Here is an 18,965-nt window from a genome sequence, read left to right on the forward strand (position 1 = left end):
AGGCCGGCAAGGGGAGAAACCGAGGCGATGGCGAACGAGGGCACCTATTGCGATGACGCGGTCAATGAAATCCTTCGGCGCGACCTGCCGCGCTGGCAGCTGGAGGACGGCTCGATCCGGCGGACCTTCAAGACCCATGGCTGGAAAGCCAGCCTGATGGTGGTCAATGCCATCGGCCATCTGGCGGAGGCGGCGTTCCATCATCCCGACCTCCTTGTCTCCTACGGTGCGGTCGAGGTGCGGCTTTCCCATCATGACGCCAAGGGGATCACCGACCTCGACTTCGAGCTGGCGCGCAAGATCGAGGTTGTGATCGGCTGGCAGCCTGGCCGGGAAGCCGGGGCACTGACCGGGCCGCCTGACGATCCACGCTTCGCCTATATCCGCTACGACGACTGAGATCGCGGGCGATCCGGCGACGGCGCCGGCGGCTTGCCGCTACAATTTTTGCACGCCGGGGCTTGGCGCTTGGGCGTCCTTGGCTTTAACTGGCCCCGGGCGCCAGGAAGCGATGTCTTTTGGGCAATGTAGGGACTGACGGGCCGATGGCTCCGCGGGACGGGTTGGACGGGGCGACTGCGCCTGTCGCCTGGATCGACGGGGCCGGAGCTGCACAGGACGGAGCGATCGCGGCGGCAGCGCAGCTGATCGGCCGCAGCCGGATGCCGTTGTTCACCGGGCTGTCGACGGACGTCGCCGGCGTGAAGGCGGCATTGCGGCTGGCAAAGCTCTCGGGCGGCGTGGTCGACCACGGCGCCTCGGAGGCGCTCTACCGCAACATCGAGGTGCTGCGCGGCAGCGGCATGTTCCTCGCCGTGCCCGCCGAAATGCGCCGGCGTGCCGATCGTTTCCTCATCGTCGGCGGCGACGCCGCGACCCTTGCGCCGGACCTTCTCGCCTTTCTCTTCAGTGGCACCCGCGATCTCGGCCGAGACGGCGAGGGTGGCGGCGAGCGGCGCATCGTCTGGCTCGGCGGGCCAGCCGATCCGCAGATCGGGTCCGGCCGCATCCCGGTCGAGGCTGTCGCCTGCGACATCATCGATCTCGCCGATGCCACAGCGATGATCCGCGCCGCGCTTGGCGGACGGCGTTTCGGCGAGGGGCCGATCGATCGCGACAAGGCCGCCGAGATCGCCGCCTGGCTGAAGGGGGCGGGCTTCGCCTGCGTCCTTTGGTCCGCTGAAAGCCTGGACGCGCTCGGCGTCGAGATGCTCGCCGGCCTCGTCGCCGACCTCAACCTCACCACCCGTGCCTCCTCGATCCCGCTCGCTGGCCCCGGACAGGCCTGGGGGGCGGCGCAGATTGCCACCGCGGTCACCGGCTATCCGCTGCGGGTGAGCTTTGCCCATGGCGACGCCGAGCACGACGCCTTCGCCTATGCCGCCGGCCGGCTGATCGCCGCGGGCGAGGTCGACCTTGTCGTAGACATCTCCTCGCTGGCCGCCTTCTCGGGCGCCGAGCCGAAAGGCGACGTGCCGCTGATCGTGCTCGGCACGCCGACCGCTGCCTCGGCCTTGCGGCCCGAGGTCGGCTTTGCCGTCGCCGAGATCGGTGCGGGAAGCCTCGTCTATGCCGACGAGATTTCGAGCTTCGTGCCGGTGGAGGCGTCCGATGAGGAGGCCGCCGCGCCCGGCGATCTGCCGACGGCCGCCGCCATCCTCGACGCGCTCGCCGCTGCCCTCGAAGCCGGCCTCGGCGGTTCCGAGCGAAAGGCCTGACGATGCTGACGAAACTTTCCGGCGGCCATGTCGTCGATCCCGTCAACGGCCGCGACGGCATCGGCGACCTCTTCTTCGAGGACGGCCTGATCGTCGCCGCGCCGGGCGAGGGGCGGACGCCCGACAGAACGATCGACTGCACCGGCATGGTGGTGATGGCCGGCGCCATCGACATCCACTCGCACATCGCCGGCGGCCACGTGAACACCGCGCGGCTGCTGCTGCCGGAGTTCCACAAGGCCTTCAAGGCCCGGCCCGATGCGACGGCGCTGACCAAGGTCGGCTGGACCACCGAGGAGACCGGCATCCTCTATGCCGGGATGGGCTTCACCACCGTCGTCGAGCCGGCGATGGCGCCCTCGGCGGCGCTGCACGCGCATCTGGAACTTGCCGACATCCCGATCATCGACAAGGCGACGCTGGTCATCCTCGGCAATGACGACTTCCTGCTGTCGCTGATGCGCGCCGGTGAGAGCGAGGCGGCGATCGAGGACTACGTTGCTTGGTCGGTCTCGGCGTCCCGCGCTCTGGGGGTGAAGACGATCAATGCTGGCGGGTCGGCGGCGTTCAAGGACAATGTCCGCGGCTTCTCCTTCGACGACACCGTGCCGGACTACGGCGTCACCTCGCGGCAGATCGTCAAGACCCTGCAAGGCGCGGTGACGCGGCTCGGCATCGCCCACCCGCTGCACGTCCACTGCAACAATCTCGGCATTCCCGGCAGCAGTGCCGATGCTGCCGCGATGACGATGGACGCCGCGGAAGGGCAGCCGCTGCACCTCGCGCACATCCAGTTCTACGGCTATGGCGCCGACGGCAAGCGCGCCTTCTCGTCGGAGAGCGAGCGACTGGCCGCCGTCGTCAACGCGACGCCGGAGGTGACCGTCGACATCGGCCAGGTGATGTTCGGCCAGACCGTCACCGTCTCGTCCGACGCCATGCGCCAGTTTGGCGGGCGGGCGGGGGCGAGCCCGAAGAAGAGCGTGATCCAGGACGCGGAGGCGAATGGCGGCGGCGTGGTGCCGATCGACTATCGCCAAGCCAACTACTTCAACGCGCTGCAATGGGCGATCGGGCTGGAGCTGTTCCTCTTGATCGAGGATCCCTGGCGGGTCTTCTTCACCACCGACCATCCGAACGGCGCGCCCTTCACCGCCTATCCCGAGATTTTCGCGCTGCTGATGGACCGGGAGGTTCGCGCCCACTGGATCGAGGCGATGCCGAAAGCCGCGATGCGGATGACCAAGCTGCCGGAACTAACACGCGAATATACGCTGAACGAGATCGCCATCATGACCCGCGCCGCGCCCGCCAAGCTGCTGGGCCTTGCCGACCGGGGCCATCTCGGGCCCGGCGGCATTGCCGACGTCGCGGTCTACCGCGCCAGCCCGGACAAGGCGGCGATGTTCGGCAAGGCGGCCTACCTCTTCAAGGACGGCGAGCTGGTGGTGAAGGACGGCGACGTTGTCGCGCGGCGGATGGGCAAGACGCTGTCGCTCGGCACCAAGGCCGATCCCGCCATGCGGCGGCGGCTCGAGACTTATTACGACGAGACATACGGCATCCCGATGCGCTGGTTCGAGGTGCCCCAACACGCCCTCGGGCTCGGCGATCCATTCAAGGTGGTCCCATGGCAGCGCTGATCCGCAACGGCGTCACCATCGACGACACCTTCGCCGAGGCTTTTCCGATGAGCGGCACGGGGGTCATCGTTACCGCCGTCAACGAGCGCTGGGTCATGGCCGCGGCGCAGTCGATGACCGGCTTCGCCACCTCCGTCATCGCCTGCGGCTGCGAGGCCGGCATCGACCGGATGCTGTCGCCGGAAGAGACGCCGGACGGGCGGCCCGGCGTGCGGCTGTTGATCTTCGGGATGGAGCCGGTGGGACTGGCCAAGATGCTGGCGACGCGGCTCGGCCAGTGCATCCTGACCAGCCCGTCATCGGCCTGCTATGCCGGGCTGGAGGGCGAAACGCGCATCGATCTCGGCAATGCCATCCGCTATTTCTCCGACGGCTGGCAGGTCTCCAAGAAGTTTGGCGAGAAGCATTTCTGGCGCATGCCGGTGATGGAGGGCGAGTTCCTCTGCGAGGCGCAGACGGGGTTGACCGGCAAGGCGGTCGGCGGCGGCAACCTCCTGTTCCTCGCCAAGGACGCTGCGCATGCGCTGCGTGCCGCGGAGGCGGCGGTCGACGCGATCCACGCGGTCGACGGCGCGATCATGCCGTTTCCGGGCGGCGTGGTGCGCTCGGGCTCGAAAATCGGCGGCAAGTACAAGGGCATGATGGCCTCCAGCAACGATGCCTTCTGCCCGACGCTGAAGGGCGTGACGAAGTCCGAGCTCGGCTCCGAGATCGGCTCGGTGCTGGAGATCGTCATCGACGGCGTGACGTCCGAGGTGGTGGCCGAGGCCATGCGCGTCGGCCTGAAGGCGGTGGTCGACCTCGGCCCCGACAAGGGCGCGCTGCGCGTCAGCGCCGGCAATTACGGCGGCAAGCTGGGACCGCACCACTACCACCTGAAGGATCTCGCACCATGAGCGGCCTGACCTTCACCCTGCGGCACGCGCCGGACCAGCGGCTCGACCTGTCCAGCCTGACCGCCGCCCGCCTCGCGGGGCTCGGCACTGCGGCGATCTCCGCTCTGCCGATCGGCACGACCCGGATAGGCCTTGCTGTCGGCGACGTCTTTGCCGTTACCGGCGACGATCCCGCCGACATCCGCATCGTCGGCGGCTCCGAAAGGTTCGACCGGGTCGGCGAGGGCCAGGCGGGCGGTGCCATCCTCGTCGAGGGCGATGTCGGCCAGCGCGCCGGGCGGGCGATGACGGGCGGCACGCTCGAAATCCGCGGTTCGGCCGGCCCGTTTGCGGGCTCCGGCATGTCGGGCGGTACGCTGACGGTGACGGGCGACGCCGGCGACGATCTCGGCGGTCCGCTGGCCGGCGAGATGGCTGGCCTCCGGGGCGGGACGGTGAATGTTCTGGGGAGCGCCGGCGCGCGGGCCGGCAACCGGATGCGCCGCGGCGTCGTCCGGATTGGGGGATCTGCCGGACCGAATGCGGGCGCGCGGATGATCGCCGGCACGATCGTCATCGGCGGACGGGCGGCGCGCGGCGCCGGCATGCTGATGAAGCGGGGCACCATCGTGCTGGCGGGCGGCGCGGACGCGATCGGGCCGACCTTTCTCGACAACGGGCCCGCCGACCTCCTGATCCTGCGCCTGATGGCCCGGACCTTTGCGGCCGAGCCGTTTGACCGACCTATGTTCGACGGCAGCCCGATGCGGCGCCTAGCCGGGGACACCGCAGTCTCGAGCCAAGGCGAGATCTTCCTGCCGCTGGACTGATCCTGATCGGGCCTTCCGCCATGCTGCGAGATCCGTGAATACGTCACCGCAGATCATAGAAAAACCGCCGGCACCTTTTGATGCCGGCGGTTTCGAGATGGACCGGCGTCTCCCAGGGAGACGCCGCAGTCTCTTCATCGAGATTAGCTGCCGAAAGCTTTGGTCAGAGCCTTGACGGCCATGTCTGTCGCTTCCTTCGCTTCCGGCACAACCGCCGCCATGCCGAAGAACTCGTGCGTCACGCCGTCAAAAGTCTTCTGCTCGGTGGCGACGCCGGCCGCCTTCAGCTTCTCCGCGAGCATTTCACCTTCTGACCGCAGCGGATCGATCTCAGCATTGATGATCGTGGTCGGCGGCAAGCCGGCGAGATCCGTGCGGTTGACGAGATCGAGCCGCGGGTCCGCGGCCTGGTCCTTGCTCTCGAACACGTTGGAGACGAACCACTCCATCGCCTGCTTCGACAGCGGCGCGGCCTCTGCATTCTCGACGTAGGACGGGGTCATCATGTCCTTGCCGGCGACGGGATAGACCAGCACTTCGGCCAGCGGCATGGTGAGCTTCTGGTCGCGGGCCGCGATGGCGACGTTGGCCGCCAGGTTACCGCCGGCGCTCTCGCCGACCAGCGCGACCTTCTTGGCATCGCCATTGAAGCTTCCGGAATTCTCGATCGCCCACTTGTAGGCCGCGATGGCGTCCTCGTGCGCCGCCGGGAACTTGTTCTCCGGGGCATGACGGTAGTCGGCCGAAACCACGACCGCCTTGGCGTTGGCGGCGATGCCGCGGGCCGAGGCGTCATAGGTATCGATGTCAGCGATCACCCAGCCGCCGCCGTGGAAGTAGACGACAACCGGAAAAGGCCCGGTGCCTTCCGGCGTGTAGACGCGGACCGGAATCTCGCCGGCTGCACCGGGGATCATCATGTCCTTGGTCTTCACCGCCTTGAAGGCAGCGTCAGGCTCGATGCCCTTCTCCTTCATGACCGCCATCGCCGCGTCTGCCGGCGTCGGGCCCTTGCGGGTTTCTTCCACCGACTGCGTGCCGATCGGCTTGGCGCCGAGTTCCTCTAGCTTGTCCAGGACGGATTTCATCTCGGCCGTCGGCTGCGCCATCGCAGGTTTGGCCGTGTCGCTCATTGGGGCAGTCGCCGGAGTGGCGGTCTGCGCGAGGGCGGCGGTCGAGAGGAGCGTTGCCGAAACAAGCGCCAGAGCCAGACGGGTTGCGGTTTTCATAAGGTATCCTTTGGAATGCAGAGGGATGTGGCTGGAGAACCGCACATCCTCTCGATGCGTTCCGGGTCGGTGAGCGAACAGAAACGTGATTGATTCCGAACGGTTTTTCGGCGTGTCTGTCTGCCGTGGCGGGAACCAGAAGAAGGCTCGGGCGTGTCTTGGCCTGCGAGAAACGGCCAGCGAGTTCAAGCGTGACGACGGATCGCCAAGAGGGCTCCGCCTGTGCTCGCGAAATCTTGAGAGATCTGGTGTCTGCGCGTGTCTTCCTCCCCATGCAGGCTGCTCTACGATCAGATGTGCAGGGGATGGGTGCGGCCGATGTAGCGCTCCCTCGGTTTCCTGCGATGGGCACCAAAATCGGGCTGTCGGCCCAGGGAGCGCGAAATGATCGACCTGATCCTGTCCGTCTGCATGGTTTCCCAGCCGCAGACTTGCAAGGAAGAGCACCTCTACTACGAGAGCCGGGGCTCGCTGACCCAGTGCATGATGCTGTCGTCACCCTATGTCGCCCAATGGGCCGGCGACCATCCGCAGTGGAAGGTGACGAGCTGGAAGTGCGGTTGGCCTCAGGCCCGTAAGCAGCCAATCTGAACAGCAACGTGCCATCTGCCTCATATATAGGCAATTGTACTGGTGCAGCAGGCGCATGCAGCGGCGGAGAAGGTCTTGCGCATCGAGCCTGCTGATTCTCGCGGCATTCCGACCGTGCGGAACGCCCTGCAAGGCCTTGATCAGCAGTCGACTGACTATTTTGTTGCGCTCGAACTTTGGTCGGCAGCGATATGGCACGCGGCTTGCCAATCCACTTGCGAGGATCCGTCAGGGGGCGGGTCGGAACGAGTGGAGAGTGGGAATGTTTTCAGCGAAGAAGTGGCTGCGGGGAGCCGCTGCGGCCTTGGCTCTTGGGTCTTTTGGGGCCCCTGCAGCCCAGGCGCAGGAGACCATCAAGGTCGGCGTGCTGCATTCGCTCTCCGGCACGATGGCGATCTCCGAGACGACCCTCAAGGACGTCATGCTGATGCTGATCGAGGAGCAGAACGCCAAGGGCGGCCTGCTCGGCAAGAAGCTTGAGCCGGTCGTCGTCGATCCCGCCTCCGACTGGCCGCTGTTCGCCGAGAAGATGCGCGATCTTGTCTCGGCCCAGAAGGTCGCGGCGGTGTTCTGCTGCTGGACCTCGGTCTCGCGCAAGTCGATCCTGCCGGTCGCCGAAGAGCTCGACACCGTCGTGTTCTATCCCGTGCAGTACGAGGGCGAAGAGTCCTCGAAGAACATCTTCTACACCGGCGCTGCCCCCAACCAGCAGGCGATCCCGGCCGTCGACTACATGATGGAGGAAGGCGTGAAGCGCTGGGTGCTGGAAGGCACCGACTACGTCTATCCCCGTACCACCAACAAGATCCTCGAAGCCTATCTCCTTTCGAAGGGCGTCCCGGCCGAGGATATCAAGGTCAACTACACGCCATTCGGCTTCAGCGACTGGCAGACCGAGGTCTCCGCGATCAAGGAATTCGGCGCGGCCGGCAAGAAGACGGGCGTCGTGTCGACCGTCAACGGCGACGCCAACGTGCCGTTCTACAAGGAACTCGCCAACCAGGGCATCACCGCCGAGGATATTCCCGTGATGGCCTTCTCGGTCGGCGAGGAAGAGCTTGCCGGCATCGACACCGCCCCGCTGGTCGGCCACCTCGCCGCCTGGAACTACTTCCAGTCGGTCGACACGCCTGAGAACGCCGCCTTCATCAAGGCCTGGCATGCCTACATCAAGAACGACAAGCGCGTGACCAACGACCCGATGGAAGCCCATTTCATCGGCTTCAACCTCTGGGTCAAGGCGGTCGAGAAGGCCGGCACCACCGACCCGGACAAGGTGATCGACGCCATGGTCGGCCTGTCCGTGCCGAACCTTTCCGGCGGCATGGCGACGATGGGCAAGAACCATCACATCACCAAGCCGACGCTGATCGGCGAAATCCAGGCCGACGGTCAGTTCGAAGTCGTCAAGGAGATCCCGGCTGTCGAGGGCGATGCCTGGTCGGACTTCCTGCCGGAGTCGAAGCCGCTCGTCGCCGACTGGACCGACCCGATCCGCTGCGGCAACTACAACACCGAGACGAAGACCTGCGGCGGTTCCGTCAAGGCCAACTAAGCCTCCCGCGCCGCTGCAACCAGCGGCGCAAGACCCTTCGGCAGACCGCGGCGATACGGCACCCTCTTTCGCAAGGCCTGCCCGGATGGCGTGCATGACCTCCCGCATGCGCGCCCTCCCCACGGGGCGGCGGCCCTCGCCGCCGCCCCGTCTTTCCTTCCCTCGCAACCGGCGTCCCGATGACATCTTCTACGCTGCGACATGCCTTTCTTGCTGGCCTCATGCTCTTGGCCGCCTTCCTCCTGCCGGGCCCCGCCATGGCGCAGGACGCCGCCGGCATCGCTCCGATCATCGCCGAATTCGCCGGCAAGAAGAGTTTTGACGCGACCGAGGCGACCGTCCGCAAGCTCGCCGCCACCGGCGATCCGGCCGTCGCGACCGTCTTGAACGCGCTGGCGGCGGGTGAGCTGTTCTACCGCGCCGACGGCAGCGTGGTGATCGCCCGGGGGCGGGCGGATCCGGCTGAAATCCTCGACCCCTATACCGGCGCACCGCTCGGCACCGCCGCGGCGGCGGACCTCCAGAAGGTCCGCGTCAAAAATTCGATCCGCGTTGTCGTCGCCGATGCGCTGGGCACGCTGACGCTCGGCTCACCTGATCCCGCACGCCGCCTGTCCGCGGCGATGAATCTCTTTACCTCGGCGACGCCCGATCAGGTCGGCGTGCTCGATGCCGCCATCGCCAAGGAGGACGTCCCGGCCGTCAAGCTGCGGCTCAGCCAAGCGCGCGCCGCCGCGGTGATCAAGTCGGACCGCCCCGTCGCCGAAAAGCTTGCGGCCATCGACCTGATCGCCGACCGTGGCGACCGCCAGTCGCTGGTGGTGCTCGCCGAAATTCGCTCCGCCGAAGCGTCCGAGCTGACCGCTGCCGCAACCGCCGCCGCGGCCGCCATCGAGCAGAACATCACCCTCTGGGGCTACGCGCAGAACGTCTGGTACGGGCTGTCGCTCGGCTCGGTGCTGCTGCTCGCCGCCATCGGCCTTGCCATCACTTTCGGCGTGATGGGCGTCATCAACATGGCGCATGGCGAGATGGTGATGCTCGGCGCCTACACCACCTTCGTCGTGCAGGAGGCGATCCGCACGCATGCACCTGGCCTGTTCGACTGGTCGCTGCCGATCGCGCTGCCGCTCGCCTTCGCCGTTTCCGCCCTCGTCGGCCTGGTGATGGAGCGCTTCCTCATCCGCTTCCTCTACGGCCGGCCGCTGGAGACGCTGCTCGCGACCTACGGCGTCTCGCTGATCCTGCAGCAAGGCATCCGCACGATCTTCGGCCCGACCAACCGCGAGGTCGGCAACCCCTCCTGGATGTCCGGCGCCTTCGATGTCGGGCTGATGTCGGTGACCTGGAACCGCGCCTGGATCATCGTCTTCTCCGCCGTGATCTTCTTTGCGCTGCTCGCCGCGCTGAACCGCACGGCGATGGGCCTGCAGATGCGGGCCGTCACCCAGAACCGCAAGATGGCCTCGGCCATGGGCATCCGCACCCCTTGGGTGGATGCCGCGACCTTCGCGCTCGGCTCGGGCATTGCCGGCATTGCCGGCGTCGCGCTCAGCCAGATCGACAATGTCTCGCCCGATCTCGGCCAGGGCTACATCATCGACAGCTTCATGGTCGTCGTCTTCGGCGGCGTCGGCAATCTCTGGGGCACGCTGGTGGGCGCGATGTCGCTCGGCATCGTCAACAAGCTGCTCGAGCCCTATGCCGGCGCAGTGCTCGGCAAGATCGTGGTGCTCGTCCTCATCATCCTCTTCATCCAGAAACGACCGCGCGGCCTGTTCGCCCAGAAGGGGAGGTTCGTGGACGCATGATCTTTGCCAAATTCCTCGGACCGCGCGTCTGGTTCATCGTCCTGTCGCTGATCGCCGCTGCCATTTTGGTGCCGATGGCGAACCAGTGGATGCCGCCGGAGAGCCCTTTCCATATTCCGTCCTATGCCGTCCCGCTGATCGGCAAATATCTCTGCTACGCGCTGCTGGCGCTCTCGCTCGACCTCGTCTGGGGCTATGTCGGTATTCTCAGCCTCGGCCACGGCGCTTTCTTTGCGCTCGGCGGCTACGCCATGGGCATGTATCTGATGCGCCAGATCGGCACCCGCGGCACCTATGGCAATGCGGTGCTGCCGGACTTCATGGTCTTCTTGAACTGGAAGGAACTGCCCTGGTTCTGGACCGGCTTCGACCAGTTCTGGTTCGCCGCTCTGATGGTGTTCCTGGTGCCGGGGCTGCTCGCCTTCGTCTTCGGCTACTTCGCCTTCCGGAGCCGGGTCACAGGCGTCTATCTCTCGATCATCACCCAGGCGCTGACCTACGCGCTGCTCCTTGCCTTCTTCCGCAACGACATGGGTTTTGGCGGCAATAACGGACTGACCGACTTCAAGGAACTGCTCGGCTTCCCGCTGGCCGCCGCGTCGACCCGGCTCGGCCTCTTCGTCGCCAGCTGCGTGGCGCTGGCGCTTGGCGTCGTCCTCGTCGGCCTCATCACCCGCTCGAAGCTCGGCAAGCTGATGATCGCCGTGCGCGATGCCGAGAGTCGCACGCGCTTTCTCGGCTGGCGCGCCGAGCACGTCAAACTCTTCGCCTTCACCGTCTCGGCGATGATGGCGGGGCTCGCCGGCGCGCTCTACGTGCCGCAGGTCGGCATCATCAATCCCGGCGAGTTCGCCCCGGTCAATTCCATCGAGGTGGTGGTTTGGGCGGCGGTCGGCGGCCGCGGCACGCTGCTCGGCCCGGTGATCGGCGCGCTGATTGTCAATGCCGGCAAGAGCTTCTTCACCGCGGCGGCGCCGGAGTTCTGGCTGTTCGTGCTCGGCGGCCTCTTCGTCTTCGTGACGTTGTTCCTGCCGCGTGGCATCGTCGGCACGTTCGACGCCGGCTGGGGCGGGCTGCGTGATCGCCGGCGGGCCCGCGCGGCGGAAAAGGGCATCGGTGATTCCCGGACCGGCAGCGATGCCGCCGTGCCGAGTGCGGCGGAGTGAAGCCGATGAACGAGATCAACCCTGCCTTCTCGGCGCTCGACGGTGCTGGCTTCGTCGTCTCGCCGCACCCCTATGCCACGCAGCGCGCCGCCGAACTCGCGGCCAAGGCCAGCCTTGTCTCGCCGCGACGCGAGACGCTGCTCTACCTCGACGGCGTGACGAAGACCTTCGACGGCTTCAAGGCGATCAACGGCCTGTCCATCGTCATCCAGAAGGGCGAGATGCGCGCCATCATCGGCCCGAACGGCGCCGGCAAGACGACCATGATGGACATCATCACCGGCAAGACCAAGCCCGATGCCGGCGAGGTCTTCTTCAAGGGCGACGTCGACCTCACACAGCATGACGAGGCCGACATCGCCTCGATGGGCATCGGCCGAAAATTCCAGAAGCCGACGGTGTTCGACAGCCACACCATTGAGGACAATCTGCGCCTCGCCATGGCCGGGACGCGGAGCGTCTTCGCGGCGCTGTTCCACCGCAACACCCCGGCCGAGGCGCACAAGATCGACGAGATCCTGACGACGACGCGGCTCGGCGCGCGGCGCGCGACGCTCGCGGGGGATCTCAGCCACGGGCAGAAGCAATGGCTGGAGATCGGCATGCTGCTGGCCCAGGACCCGGAACTGCTGCTCGTTGACGAGCCCGTCGCGGGGATGACCGATGCCGAGACCGAGGAGACCGCGCGGCTCCTGAAGGACATTGCGCGGACCCGCTCGGTCGTGGTGGTCGAGCACGACATGCATTTTGTGCGCGCGCTGGACGTGAAGGTCACCTGCCTGCACGAGGGCTCGGTGCTGGCCGAAGGCACGCTCGACGCCGTCAGCGCCGATCCGCGCGTCGTCGAAGTGTATCTGGGGCGGTGAGGGTGCGCACCGGGCTTCAGCCGCCGATCTCCCCCCTTGAGGGGGAGATGCCCAGCAGGGCAGAGGGGGGCGCCGTCGAGCGCCGACTTTACCGCCCATCGGCATCCGGAATAGCCCGCCGACGCAGCGGCAGCTTGCCCCCCTCTGGCCTGCCGGCCATCTCCCCCTCGGGTGGGGAGATCGGCGCGTCGACGCCGCGCTTGATCTGTGTCCCCGCAGGCCGGCCACTGCAAAGGACCAAGCCATGCTGAACGTCTCGAACATCGACCTCTACTACGGCGCCGCACAGGCACTGCGCGGCGTGTCGATGAGCGCCGGGAAGGCCGAGATCACCTGCGTTCTCGGGCGCAACGGCGTCGGCAAGACCAGCCTCCTGCGCGCCATCGTCGGCCAGCAGCCGATCCGCTCGGGCGAGATCGCGCTGGACGGCCACCCGCTCGGCCGCGAGGCGCCCTATGCGCGAGCGCGGCGCGGCATCGGTTTCGTGCCGCAAGGGCGTGAAGTGTTTCCGCTGCTGACGGTGAAGGAAAACCTCGAGACCGGCTATGCGCCGCTGAAGCGGGCGGACCGGCATATCCCCGAGCACGTCTTCGAACTCTTCCCGGTGCTGAAGACCATGCTCGGCCGGCGTGGCGGCGACCTGTCGGGCGGCCAGCAGCAGCAGCTCGCGATCGGCCGCGCGCTGGTGACGCGGCCGGGCCTCCTGGTGCTGGACGAGCCGACCGAGGGCATCCAGCCCTCGATCATCAAGGACATCGGCCGGGCCATCCGCTACCTCAAGGAGCATTCGGGCCTCGCGATCTTGTTGGTCGAGCAGTATCTCGACTTCTGCCGCGAACTCGCCGACAAGGTCTACATCATGGATCGCGGCGAAATCGTCTTCGAGGGCACGGCCGAGGATCTCGACCGCCCGGAGGTCCGCAAGCATCTCACCGTCTGACGCGCTGCCCATCGCCATCGCTCTGTCCGATCCCGCTCCCGCGCCGGCGCCCAGCCTGCAGCGGGCGCGCGGCCGGGCGTTGGCCGAGTTCCGCTTGACCGACGGCCGGTCGCGGCTGGCGAAGCTGCACCAGGCGGGCTGCCTGAAGCTGCGGTTTCCCCGGAACGGCGAGGCGATGGCGGAAGCCGTGCTGATCAACTCCTCCGGCGGTCTCACCGGCGGCGACCGGCTGCAGCAGGATTTCGCCGCCGATGCCGGATCTGCCTTCAGCCTCACGACGCAGGCCTCGGAGCGCGTCTACCGCGCCTCCGCTGGCGAGGCACAGATCGCGACCACGATCCGGGTGGGCGAGGGGGCAAGCTTCCACTACCTGCCGCAGGAGACGATCCTGTTCGATGGCGGAGCGTTGGCCCGGACGCTTGATGTCGACTGTGCCGCGTCGAGCCAGCTGCTGGTGGCCGAAAGCGTGGTGCTCGGGCGGACCCTGATGGGCGAGACCGTGCGGGAGGGATCGCTGCGCGACCGCTGGCGCATCCGCCGCGATGGCGTCCTGGTCTTTGCCGACAATCTGAGCCTCGTCGGTGCGATCGACGACATCGCCGCGTCCAAGGCAAGCCTTGCCGGCGCCAAGGCCTTTTGCACGATTCTCTGCCAGTCGCCGGACGCCGAGAGCCTGCTCGACGATGTTAGGCACCGCATCGGCCCGGACGGCGGCGCCAGCCTCGTCGATGGCTTCCTCGTGGCGCGCTTGGTGGCCGGCAGCGGATTTTTGCTGCGCAAGCGGCTGATCCCCGTGTTGCAGGTGCTGGCAAACGCCCCGCTTCCGCGGGTATGGTCGATATGACGGGATCTGAAAGAAAGTTATGCGATGCAACTGACGCCGCGCGAGAAGGACAAGCTGATCATCGCCATGGCCGCGGAGGTTGCGCGCAAGCGGTTGGCGCGCGGCGTCAAGCTGAACCATCCCGAGGCGATCGCCATCATCTCCGACTTCGTCGTCGAAGGCGCCCGCGACGGGCGCTCGGTCGCCGACCTGATGGATGCCGGCGCCCATGTCGTCACCCGCGGCCAGGTGATGGAGGGCATTGCCGAGATGATCCACGACATTCAGGTCGAGGCGACATTTCCCGACGGGACCAAGCTCGTGACGGTTCACCAGCCGATCCGCTGAACGTGACGGTCGACTACTGCGTGTCGGCGGTGTCGAGGCCGGCAATTTCAGCATCGTTGGCTGTGCTGACAGCGAGATAGCGTCTTTCGAGGCTGGAATAATAGACCGGGCCAGTCACGCCATTGATCGTCGCGGTGCGGATGATCATGCGCTCGGGCCCGCCCGTCTGGCCGACGAGCGCGAGGAGGGCGACGACGGGGAGGCCGAGAAGGAGGCAGCGGGAGAGAGTGCGGGGCATCGTGGGTTCCGTGGAGCGGCGTTGGCTGTCTGTCTCGCCTTGCCGCCATCATAAGACAGAGGTCTTGGCGGAGCGGCTGCAAACTGTCTCGAATTTGAACGACCAATGAGTATGCACTTGCCAAGAAGGCGGATCCGGTAATGGTCTTTGACAGGAACGGCCGGGTCTTCCAAAGTATCCCGGCGGAAACGGTTTTTTAACCAGACTCGCCATGCCGGGCGCGACCCAAACCCGGGCGCCCTTGTTGACCTTTGAGGAACAGATGCTGAAACCTATCGCACTCGCCGCCGCTGCGCTCCTGACCGGAGTTGCCCCCGCCTTCGCACACCTCAATCCTGCGGAGCACGGCTCGCTGATGGCCGGCCTGTCGCACCCGCTGTTTGGGCTTGATCATATCCTGGCGATGGTGGCTGTCGGCCTCTGGGCGGCGCAACTGGGCGGCCGAGCCACCTGGATCGTTCCCACGGCCTTCGTCGGGACCATGATGGCCGGCTTCGTTGCGGGCACCGCGGGCTTCGCACTGCCCTTCGTCGAGCCGACGATCCTCGCCTCGGTCGTGGTGCTCGGCCTCCTCGTCGCCGCGGCCGTCCGCTTTCCGCTGGCCGCATCGGCGCCGCTGGTCGGCATGTTCGCCCTGTTCCACGGCCATGCCCACGCAGCCGAGCTCGGTTCGGCCGGCGCACTGAGCTTCGGCCTCGGCTTCGCCCTCTCGACGGCGCTGCTGCATGCGGCGGGTGTCGGCCTCGGGCTGTCGCTCGGCCGGTTCCAAATCGTCGCCCGACTGATCGGCCTCGGCACCGCCATCGTCGGCGTCGCGCTGATGGCGGGCTGACTATGATCCCCGGCGAAGTCATTACCGCACCCGGCGACATCGTCCTCAACGAGGGCCTCGACGCCGTCACTCTTGAGGTTTCGAACACCGGGGACCGACCGATCCAGGTCGGCTCGCATTACCACTTCGCCGAGACCAATCCCGCGCTCGACTTCGATCGCGTTGTGGCGCGGGGCCATCGGCTCGACATCGCTGCAGGAACGGCCGTGAGGTTTGAGCCCGGCCAGACCCGGGAAGTGGCCTTGGTGCCCCTCCGCGGTCTGCGCGAAGTCTACGGGTTCAACGCAAAAATCATGGGCGCGCTGTAGCGCCCATGATTGCTTCCGAAACTTGACGGCTCACGGGACGATTCAGTCGCCGTTCGGCTTCGGAGTGGCACTGGGCTGAGCCTCTAGTGCTCCGCGGATCTGCTGCGGGTCGACCGCGATCTTCGGGGCCGGAATGCTGTAATCCTCCGCCCGGCCCGCGCCGGAAGCGCCCATTCCGGTGCCACCCGAACCGCCACCACCGATGGCGTTGCTCGATCCGCTGGAGGACGTCGTCGCCCCGGCATTGCCCGTGCGGGCGATAGTATCGGCATTGGTGCTGTTGACCGAGCTCGAGCCTTGCGTCGCCGTCCCCTCGCTGCCCATCGTATCGGCCGGCGCGCTGGTGGAGATACCGCCCGACGGCCCGACATTGCCGCTACCGACCGTCCCGCTCGTCGTGCCCGACCCTGCAGTGCCTGTCGCGCCGGATCCGACCGTGCCGGAAGAGCCGAGGCCGCTGGCGCCGGAGCCGGTGGTGCCCGAGCTTGCGCCGCTGCCGACGCCCGCGGCGCCGCCACTGATGCCACTGCCGCTACCGCTGGCCGCCGAACTGCCGGTTACACCACCGGAACTGCTGCTGCTGCCCGAGCCGGTTGCGCCGCCGCCGGAGGCGCCGCCGCCCGAGCTGCCGCCGCCCGAGCCGCCGCCGGAAGACTGCGCGAAGGCCGGTGCGCCGGCGAGGAGGACGGAGGCGGAGATGGCCAGAAGGAATGTGCGAGACATGGCATGAATCCTGTCGGTTGGTTCGTGACGCCACTCGGGCCGTATGCTGGAGCGGCGACGAACGTCCTGTCTCAACAATGCTGGGTCATCTCAGGCGTTCCGATATCGGTCGCCTGCCAACGGAGCGAACGTCTCTCCGTCACTGCGCGGGCTTGACGATCCGCGCCCGGCCGCCGCGGCTGAACGTGCTGTTGCGGGTGACGGCGCTGCGGCCGATGGCCGTCGGACCGTCCACCGCGTAAGCACCCGCGGCAGCGGGGTCGAGGCTTGAGCGTCCCTCGGCCGCGCGCTCGGCATTGCTCTTGCCGGACCGGATGCCCTTGCGCACCTTCGGCTTGATGTAGCTGTCGTCGAAATCCTTGCCGTAGGCCCGCTCTTCGGCCGTATCGCCGAAGACCCGCGCGTTCGGAACCCGGTTGCCGCTTCTGACCTTCGGCTGGCCGACGATGCGCGCTCCGGACATCGAACTGCCGGTGGGAGTGCCCGGTGGGCCGCTGCCGAAGGCCTGCGCCTGGGCCGCGCCCGCAGAGAAGGTGAGGCCTGCGAGAAGGGCAGCCAGTGTCGGTGCGAATATTCTGTTCATGCCCTGTAGGTGGGGCGGGAAGCGGCCTTTGACAAACCGGATGGTTTGCGGTCCGAATGCGCTTCGGCACTGCAGCACGGTTCGGCCCGCTCGAATCCCGTCAGCGCCGGTCCCGCGCCGTCCCAAGAGGTTCCCGATGTCGTTCCGAATTGCCCGCTCTTCCTATGCCGCGATGTTCGGCCCGACGACCGGCGACAAGGTGCGGCTTGCCGACACCGAGCTGTTCATCGAGGTGGAGAAGGACCTCACCACCTATGGCGAGGAGGTGAAGTTCGGCGGCGGCAAGGTGATCCGCGACGGCATGGGCCAGTCGCAGAGGAGCCGGGCCGAGGGCGCCGTCGACACGGTGATCACCAATGCGCTGATTCTCGACCATACCGGCATCTACAAGGCCGACATTGGCCTGCGCGACGGGCGCATCCACGCCATCGGCAAGGCCGGCAATCCCGACACCCAGCCGGGCGTCACCATCATCATCGGCCCGGGCACCGAGGCGATCGCGGGTGAGGGCAAGATCGTCACCGCCGGTGGCTTCGACGCGCATATCCATTTCATCTGCCCGCAGCAGATCGATGCCGCGCTCTATTCCGGCATCACCACCATGCTCGGCGGTGGCACGGGCCCTGCGCACGGCACGCTTGCCACCACCTGCACCCCCGGCCCCTGGCACCTTGCGCGCATGCTGCAGGCGGTCGACGGCCTGCCGATGAACATCGGCTTTTCCGGGAAGGGCAATGCGTCGAAGCCGGCAGCGCTTGAGGAAATGGTGCTCGGCGGCGCCTGTGCGCTGAAACTGCACGAGGATTGGGGGACGACACCGGCGGCGATCGACTGCTGCCTCTCGGTCGCCGACGCTTACGACGTGCAGGTGATGATCCACACCGACACGCTGAACGAATCCGGCTTCGTCGAGGACACCGTCGCCGCCCTCAAGGGTCGGACCATCCACGCCTTCCACACCGAGGGCGCCGGTGGCGGCCATGCGCCCGATATCATCAAGGTCTGCGGCCTGCCGAACGTCATCCCGTCCTCGACCAACCCGACGCGGCCCTACACCGTCAACACGCTCGAGGAACATCTCGACATGCTGATGGTCTGCCACCACCTCGATGCCTCCATCCCCGAGGACATCGCCTTTGCCGAGAGCCGGATCCGGCGCGAGACCATCGCCGCCGAGGACATCCTGCACGACATCGGCGCCTTCTCGATCATCTCCTCCGACAGCCAGGCCATGGGCCGCGTCGGCGAGGTGCTGATCCGCACCTGGCAGACCGCCGACAAGATGAAGCGCCAGCGCGGTCGTCTCGCCGGCGAGACCGGCGACAACGACAATCTGCGGGCCCGTCGCTACATCGCCAAATACACGATCAATCCGGCGATCGCGCAGGGCATGAGCCGCGAGATCGGCTCGATCGAGGTCGGCAAGCGCGCCGACATCGTGATCTGGGACCCCGCCTTCTTCGCGGTGAAGCCGGCCATGGTCCTCCTCGGCGGCATGATCGTCGCCGCGCCCATGGGCGATCCCAACGCCTCGATCCCGACCCCGCAGCCGGTGCACTACCGGCCGATGTTCGGCGCTTTCGGCAAGGCGACGGCGGCGATCGGCGCGACCTTTGTCTCGAAAGCCGCGCTCGACGACGGCCTGCGCGGCCGCATCGGCTGCGACAAGACCTTCCTCGCCGTCGAGAACACGCGCGGCGGCATTTCGAAGTCCTCGATGATCCTCAACGATGCCATGCCGCACATCGAGGTCGACCCCGAAACCTACGAGGTCCGCGCTGACGGAGAGCTCCTGACCTGCGAGCCCGCCACGGTGCTGCCGATGGCGCAGCGCTATTTCATGTTCTAGGATCGGCGGATCGAGCTGCGTCCCGGCGTGGCTCTCG

20 protein-coding genes are annotated in these 18,965 nt (G+C 67.1%); 16 read left to right on the plus strand and 4 right to left on the minus strand.

The genetic code is table 11. From position 1 onward, the window contains the following. Positions 1-27: 27 nt before the first annotated feature. The 5 genes from ACZLZY_RS20920 (at position 28) to ACZLZY_RS20940 (ending at position 5,066) form a co-directional block, all read left to right on the plus strand. Positions 28-399, plus strand: a complete 372-nt coding sequence (locus tag ACZLZY_RS20920; RefSeq protein WP_472935987.1) for a 4a-hydroxytetrahydrobiopterin dehydratase — start codon at positions 28-30, stop codon at positions 397-399. Between the two features lie 146 nt (positions 400-545). Next, complete coding sequence (locus tag ACZLZY_RS20925) at positions 546-1,718, plus strand: hypothetical protein (RefSeq protein WP_472935988.1); 1,173 nt, start codon at positions 546-548, stop codon at positions 1,716-1,718. Between the two features lie 2 nt (positions 1,719-1,720). Next, positions 1,721-3,361, plus strand: coding sequence for a formylmethanofuran dehydrogenase subunit A (locus ACZLZY_RS20930; protein ID WP_472935989.1), 1,641 nt, complete (start codon positions 1,721-1,723; stop codon positions 3,359-3,361). Further along, entirely contained in the window at positions 3,349-4,257 is a 909-nt protein-coding gene (gene fhcD, locus ACZLZY_RS20935) for a formylmethanofuran--tetrahydromethanopterin N-formyltransferase (protein WP_472935990.1), read from the plus strand. The genes ACZLZY_RS20930 and fhcD overlap by 13 nt, the downstream gene beginning before the upstream one ends. Beyond that, positions 4,254-5,066, plus strand: coding sequence for a formylmethanofuran dehydrogenase subunit C (locus ACZLZY_RS20940; protein ID WP_472935991.1), 813 nt, complete (start codon positions 4,254-4,256; stop codon positions 5,064-5,066). The genes fhcD and ACZLZY_RS20940 overlap by 4 nt, the downstream gene beginning before the upstream one ends. Positions 5,067-5,209: 143 nt before the next feature. On the opposite strand, the gene ACZLZY_RS20945 is transcribed toward ACZLZY_RS20940, so the two are convergent. Then, a complete protein-coding gene (locus ACZLZY_RS20945; protein WP_472935992.1) occupies positions 5,210-6,295 on the minus strand; it encodes an alpha/beta hydrolase in 1,086 nt (361 codons plus the stop codon). Between the two features lie 384 nt (positions 6,296-6,679). Between ACZLZY_RS20945 and ACZLZY_RS20950 the strand changes: the two genes are divergently transcribed. The 8 genes from ACZLZY_RS20950 to ACZLZY_RS20985 all read left to right on the plus strand — a co-directional run bounded on the left by ACZLZY_RS20950 (position 6,680) and on the right by ACZLZY_RS20985 (position 14,395). Beyond that, positions 6,680-6,886 carry a hypothetical protein gene (locus ACZLZY_RS20950; RefSeq protein ID WP_472935993.1) on the plus strand — a complete coding sequence of 69 codons (207 nt, stop codon included), beginning with the start codon at positions 6,680-6,682 and terminating at the stop codon, positions 6,884-6,886. 262 nt (positions 6,887-7,148) lie between these two features. Further along, positions 7,149-8,441 carry an urea ABC transporter substrate-binding protein gene (gene urtA, locus ACZLZY_RS20955; RefSeq protein WP_472935994.1) on the plus strand — a complete coding sequence of 431 codons (1,293 nt, stop codon included), beginning with the start codon at positions 7,149-7,151 and terminating at the stop codon, positions 8,439-8,441. Positions 8,442-8,620: 179 nt separating this feature from the next. Continuing rightward, complete coding sequence (gene urtB / locus ACZLZY_RS20960; protein ID WP_472935995.1) at positions 8,621-10,252, plus strand: urea ABC transporter permease subunit UrtB; 1,632 nt, start codon at positions 8,621-8,623, stop codon at positions 10,250-10,252. Then, a complete protein-coding gene (urtC, locus tag ACZLZY_RS20965) occupies positions 10,249-11,418 on the plus strand; it encodes an urea ABC transporter permease subunit UrtC (RefSeq protein WP_472935996.1) in 1,170 nt (389 codons plus the stop codon). Before urtB ends, urtC begins: the two co-directional genes overlap by 4 nt. 5 nt (positions 11,419-11,423) lie before the next feature. After that, on the plus strand, positions 11,424-12,284 hold the full coding sequence (urtD, locus tag ACZLZY_RS20970; protein WP_472935997.1) for an urea ABC transporter ATP-binding protein UrtD: 861 nt from the start codon (positions 11,424-11,426) through the stop codon (positions 12,282-12,284). Positions 12,285-12,528: 244 nt separating this feature from the next. Next, positions 12,529-13,224: an urea ABC transporter ATP-binding subunit UrtE gene (gene urtE, locus ACZLZY_RS20975; RefSeq protein WP_472935998.1), complete on the plus strand. Its 696-nt coding sequence runs from the start codon at positions 12,529-12,531 to the stop codon at positions 13,222-13,224. 55 nt (positions 13,225-13,279) lie between these two features. Beyond that, the gene (locus ACZLZY_RS20980) at positions 13,280-14,068 is read left to right on the plus strand and encodes an urease accessory protein UreD (protein ID WP_472936068.1); all 789 of its coding nucleotides are present in this window, start codon (positions 13,280-13,282) and stop codon (positions 14,066-14,068) included. Between the two features lie 24 nt (positions 14,069-14,092). Next, positions 14,093-14,395: an urease subunit gamma gene (locus ACZLZY_RS20985; protein ID WP_472935999.1), complete on the plus strand. Its 303-nt coding sequence runs from the start codon at positions 14,093-14,095 to the stop codon at positions 14,393-14,395. A gap of 13 nt (positions 14,396-14,408) precedes the next feature. Here ACZLZY_RS20985 and ACZLZY_RS20990 read toward each other — a convergent pair whose 3' ends face one another. After that, entirely contained in the window at positions 14,409-14,633 is a 225-nt protein-coding gene (locus tag ACZLZY_RS20990) for a hypothetical protein (protein WP_472936000.1), read from the minus strand. Positions 14,634-14,895: 262 nt separating this feature from the next. Between ACZLZY_RS20990 and ACZLZY_RS20995 the strand changes: the two genes are divergently transcribed. After that, on the plus strand, positions 14,896-15,465 hold the full coding sequence (locus ACZLZY_RS20995; RefSeq protein WP_472936001.1) for a HupE/UreJ family protein: 570 nt from the start codon (positions 14,896-14,898) through the stop codon (positions 15,463-15,465). Between the two features lie 2 nt (positions 15,466-15,467). Continuing rightward, entirely contained in the window at positions 15,468-15,773 is a 306-nt protein-coding gene (locus ACZLZY_RS21000) for an urease subunit beta (protein WP_472936002.1), read from the plus strand. Between the two features lie 42 nt (positions 15,774-15,815). Here the strand turns inward: ACZLZY_RS21000 and ACZLZY_RS21005 are convergent, their stop codons facing one another. Further along, positions 15,816-16,496 carry a hypothetical protein gene (locus ACZLZY_RS21005; RefSeq protein ID WP_472936003.1) on the minus strand — a complete coding sequence of 227 codons (681 nt, stop codon included), beginning with the start codon at positions 16,494-16,496 and terminating at the stop codon, positions 15,816-15,818. Between the two features lie 139 nt (positions 16,497-16,635). Further along, a complete protein-coding gene (locus tag ACZLZY_RS21010) occupies positions 16,636-17,079 on the minus strand; it encodes a hypothetical protein (protein ID WP_496253597.1) in 444 nt (147 codons plus the stop codon). A 136-nt stretch (positions 17,080-17,215) separates the two neighbouring features. On the opposite strand from ACZLZY_RS21010, the gene ureC reads away from it, so the two are divergent. After that, on the plus strand, positions 17,216-18,928 hold the full coding sequence (gene ureC, locus ACZLZY_RS21015; protein WP_472936005.1) for an urease subunit alpha: 1,713 nt from the start codon (positions 17,216-17,218) through the stop codon (positions 18,926-18,928). Positions 18,929-18,965 lie beyond the last annotated feature (37 nt).

This window comes from Mesocryomonas lacus (genome assembly GCF_055730135.2).